The following is a 2,861-nucleotide window of genomic DNA, read 5'->3' as shown; positions in this document are numbered from 1 at the left end:
CGGCATCGCTGTACCTTCCCTGTGATTCGTAGAGTCCTGCCAAATTGTTCAGGCTTTGTGCCACATCGGGGTGTTCATTCCCCAGCAGGCGTTTTCTCATGGACAAGGCTTCGATGAACAAAGGTTCGGCATCGCTGTACCTTCCCTGTGATTCATAGAGTAACGCCAAATTGTTCAGGCTTTGTGCCACATCGGGGTGTTCATTCCCCAGCAGGCGTTTTTTCATGGACAAGGCTTCGATGAACAAAGGTTCGGCATCGCTGTACCTTCCCTGTGAATAGTAGAGTAACGCCAAATTGTTCAGACTAATTGCTACATTCGGGTATTCATCCGTGAAACGTTCTCTAGCAGCTGATAAACTTTTTTCATACCAAGGTAAAACTTGCTCATACCAAAGTAAAACTTGCTTGTCAGTCCCTTGTTCTTCGTAAAATCTACCTAAGCCAACAACAGCCGAAATTAAATCTCCATTGCTGATCCAATCTTGAGCAACTGTGGTAACTGCTGCAAGGTGTGGGATAACGAGGGTTGCTTGAGCGATTTCTATTGATGTGGGTGTCTGAGGAATCTTCCGCGCTATAGCTACCATTGCCTGACAAAAGCCGCGCTTGAGTTCATCTGTTTCCGCTAACTCTTCTAACTTCTGTCGCAGTAATTCCTGAATGCGTTCGTGAACTTGGTAAGTGCCATCTACCAATTCTTGCAGCAGATAACGCTCAACTAAAACAGTGCAGTTAGCTTTGAGGTCAAATTCCAAATGGCTATAGCTTGCTGCTGATTCTACCAAAAACCAGGGGATAGGAGCCAAAGCAAATAAACTCAACAGACAAGCCAATTTTTGTGCTTCTGGTTCTAAGCATTCCCAATTCAACTCAAAAGCTGCTGCTACACCAGACTCGCCATCTGTTGCTTGCTTTTGTAACCGAGCGAGGATATCTGCTAACATAATACTCTCCCTGGCTCTCGGCACTGTGCTGCTATTTGGTAAAGTCCAATAGGTACATAACCCACAAACCTGCAAAGTCCTTGAGCAAACTCTAATTCCTTCTCAACTCTATCTTTTCCGAGCAGGGTTGTTAATAATTCTAATGCTCCATCTGCTGACAGTTTATCTAACGGCAGGGAGGGATATGTCAATCCAGTGTTTTGACGAGTGGTAATTAACACCTGAAACCGAGAACCTTTGAGTGGTAAGTAGGGTTGAATTTGCTTCCAGTCTTTAACATCATCAAATACCAGTAAAACTTTGCCAGCTTGCCAATTCTTCCAACAATAAGCAACCTGACCTGATAGGCTTAAAGCATTAGGTGGATTGAAGTTAGATAAATTTACAACTCCAAATTCTACTAACTGGGTTCCTAAATCAATACCTTGGGGATTTAACCAACAACACCCGCCAGAATAATCTTCCAAATATTGCCATGAGTATTGAATAGCTAACTCTGTTTTACCTACGCCACCTTGCCCAGTCACATCGGTAATAGCCACAACATCATTTGTTTGCAATAGCTGACGCAATTGTTCTATTTCCTCATCCCTGCCAACAAACTTACGCGCTTGACTCTGTTGGATATTATGCGGGATATCAAAGGGGTTGAAATGAGATTTTTCAATATCTCCATCCCAACTGCGAGAATAAAAATAAGTCGGCAGTTGTTTTTTATCTAAACTAATAAATCGCTGCTTAACTGCCTCAGTAACTCCTTTCATATCCGGCGGAAAATTCCCATTAGCTTCAGTGAAAGCCTCTCTCACCGCTTGAGAAAAGTATCCTGTTTTATTTTCAGAATTTACCTTGGCTTGCTCTCCTTCCCGCGTAGCCAGTAACACAAATTGTTGACTATCTTTGTGTGGCTGACCACTCAAAAAAGCCTTGCCACCTAAGTTAGTTGGTCTTCTCTTCGACTCTAAAACATAATTGGCACAGGCATCAATAATACAAATATGATTCCGAATCTGAAATTTATCGGAACCCAACAAAACTAATAAAGAATTCAAATCTAAATTCTGCCAATTCTGTTTATTTGCATCAGCACAAAGCAACCGACGCTCTCGTTCTGAGGTAATCACACCATGTCCCGCCCAAAAAATGTAGAGTAAATCCCCCGATTTTGGGGATAAAAAGTTAGTCACAATGTCGGAGATATTTTGCTCTGTTGCTAACTCTACAGTTAACCCACATTCCCCAATTAACTGATGATTTTCTTCCAGTGCTGATAAACATAACCGGATATTCTCTCTCGGTACACCGTGCCAATGCAGCCAATGAGCAAATTTCAGCGCGTCATCGGCTGGCCCCCCACCTGGCACGTTCCAAGCAGTTTCGTGGTACTTTTCAATACCCACAATTAACCCAAATGTCCGTTCAGGTTTAGCCATCAACTGCATGATGATTTAGTTTCTCACCTCCTATGAAAAATGACCTAACCCTCTAATCCCCTAACTCCCTTCCCTAGCAGGGAATCTATGGTGTACATACAAGTTGAATTACCCCCCTTAATCCTACGCCACTTGCTACAACGGAGGGAACCTTCGCAACGCAGTGGCTCCCTTTGGAAAGCTACCGTGTACACACAAGTCGAATTTTTTCTTAAATCCCAAAGATTACCTACTTAATCGCAGTAATGGTTAGGGTGGGGTAATACTAAAGCTAAAACCTTAGTAAATCAGGTTTGGGGTGAGGTTTTGAGAATTTATGCAATAAATATATTGAATTCGGGCGGTCGTTTGTTGAATTCGGGTAGTCGTTTATTGAATTCGGGTAGTCGTTTATTGAATTCGGGTAGTCGTTTATTGAATTCGGGTAGTCGTTTATTGAATTCGGGTAGTCGTTTATTGAATTCGGGTAGTCGTTTATTGAA

Annotated in this window: 2 protein-coding genes; both read right to left on the bottom strand. The window is 42.5% G+C overall.

Translation table 11 applies throughout. The features are described from left to right. Positions 1-946, bottom strand: a 946-nt coding sequence (locus RMZ43_RS19615) for a tetratricopeptide repeat protein (RefSeq protein ID WP_428850902.1), incomplete at its 3' end; no start/stop codon positions are given. Beyond that, on the bottom strand, positions 940-2,379 hold the full coding sequence (locus tag RMZ43_RS19610; protein ID WP_428850901.1) for an NB-ARC domain-containing protein: 1,440 nt from the start codon (positions 2,377-2,379) through the stop codon (positions 940-942). The genes RMZ43_RS19610 and RMZ43_RS19615, both read right to left, overlap by 7 nt. Between the last annotated feature and the right edge of the window lie 482 nt (positions 2,380-2,861).

This window comes from Nostoc sp. CmiVER01, from assembly GCF_034531135.2.
Taxonomy (GTDB): Bacteria; Cyanobacteriota; Cyanobacteriia; order Cyanobacteriales; family Nostocaceae; genus Nostoc.
Note: the sequence above shows the minus strand (reverse complement) of the source record. Positions and strands in the feature narration are given on the sequence as shown.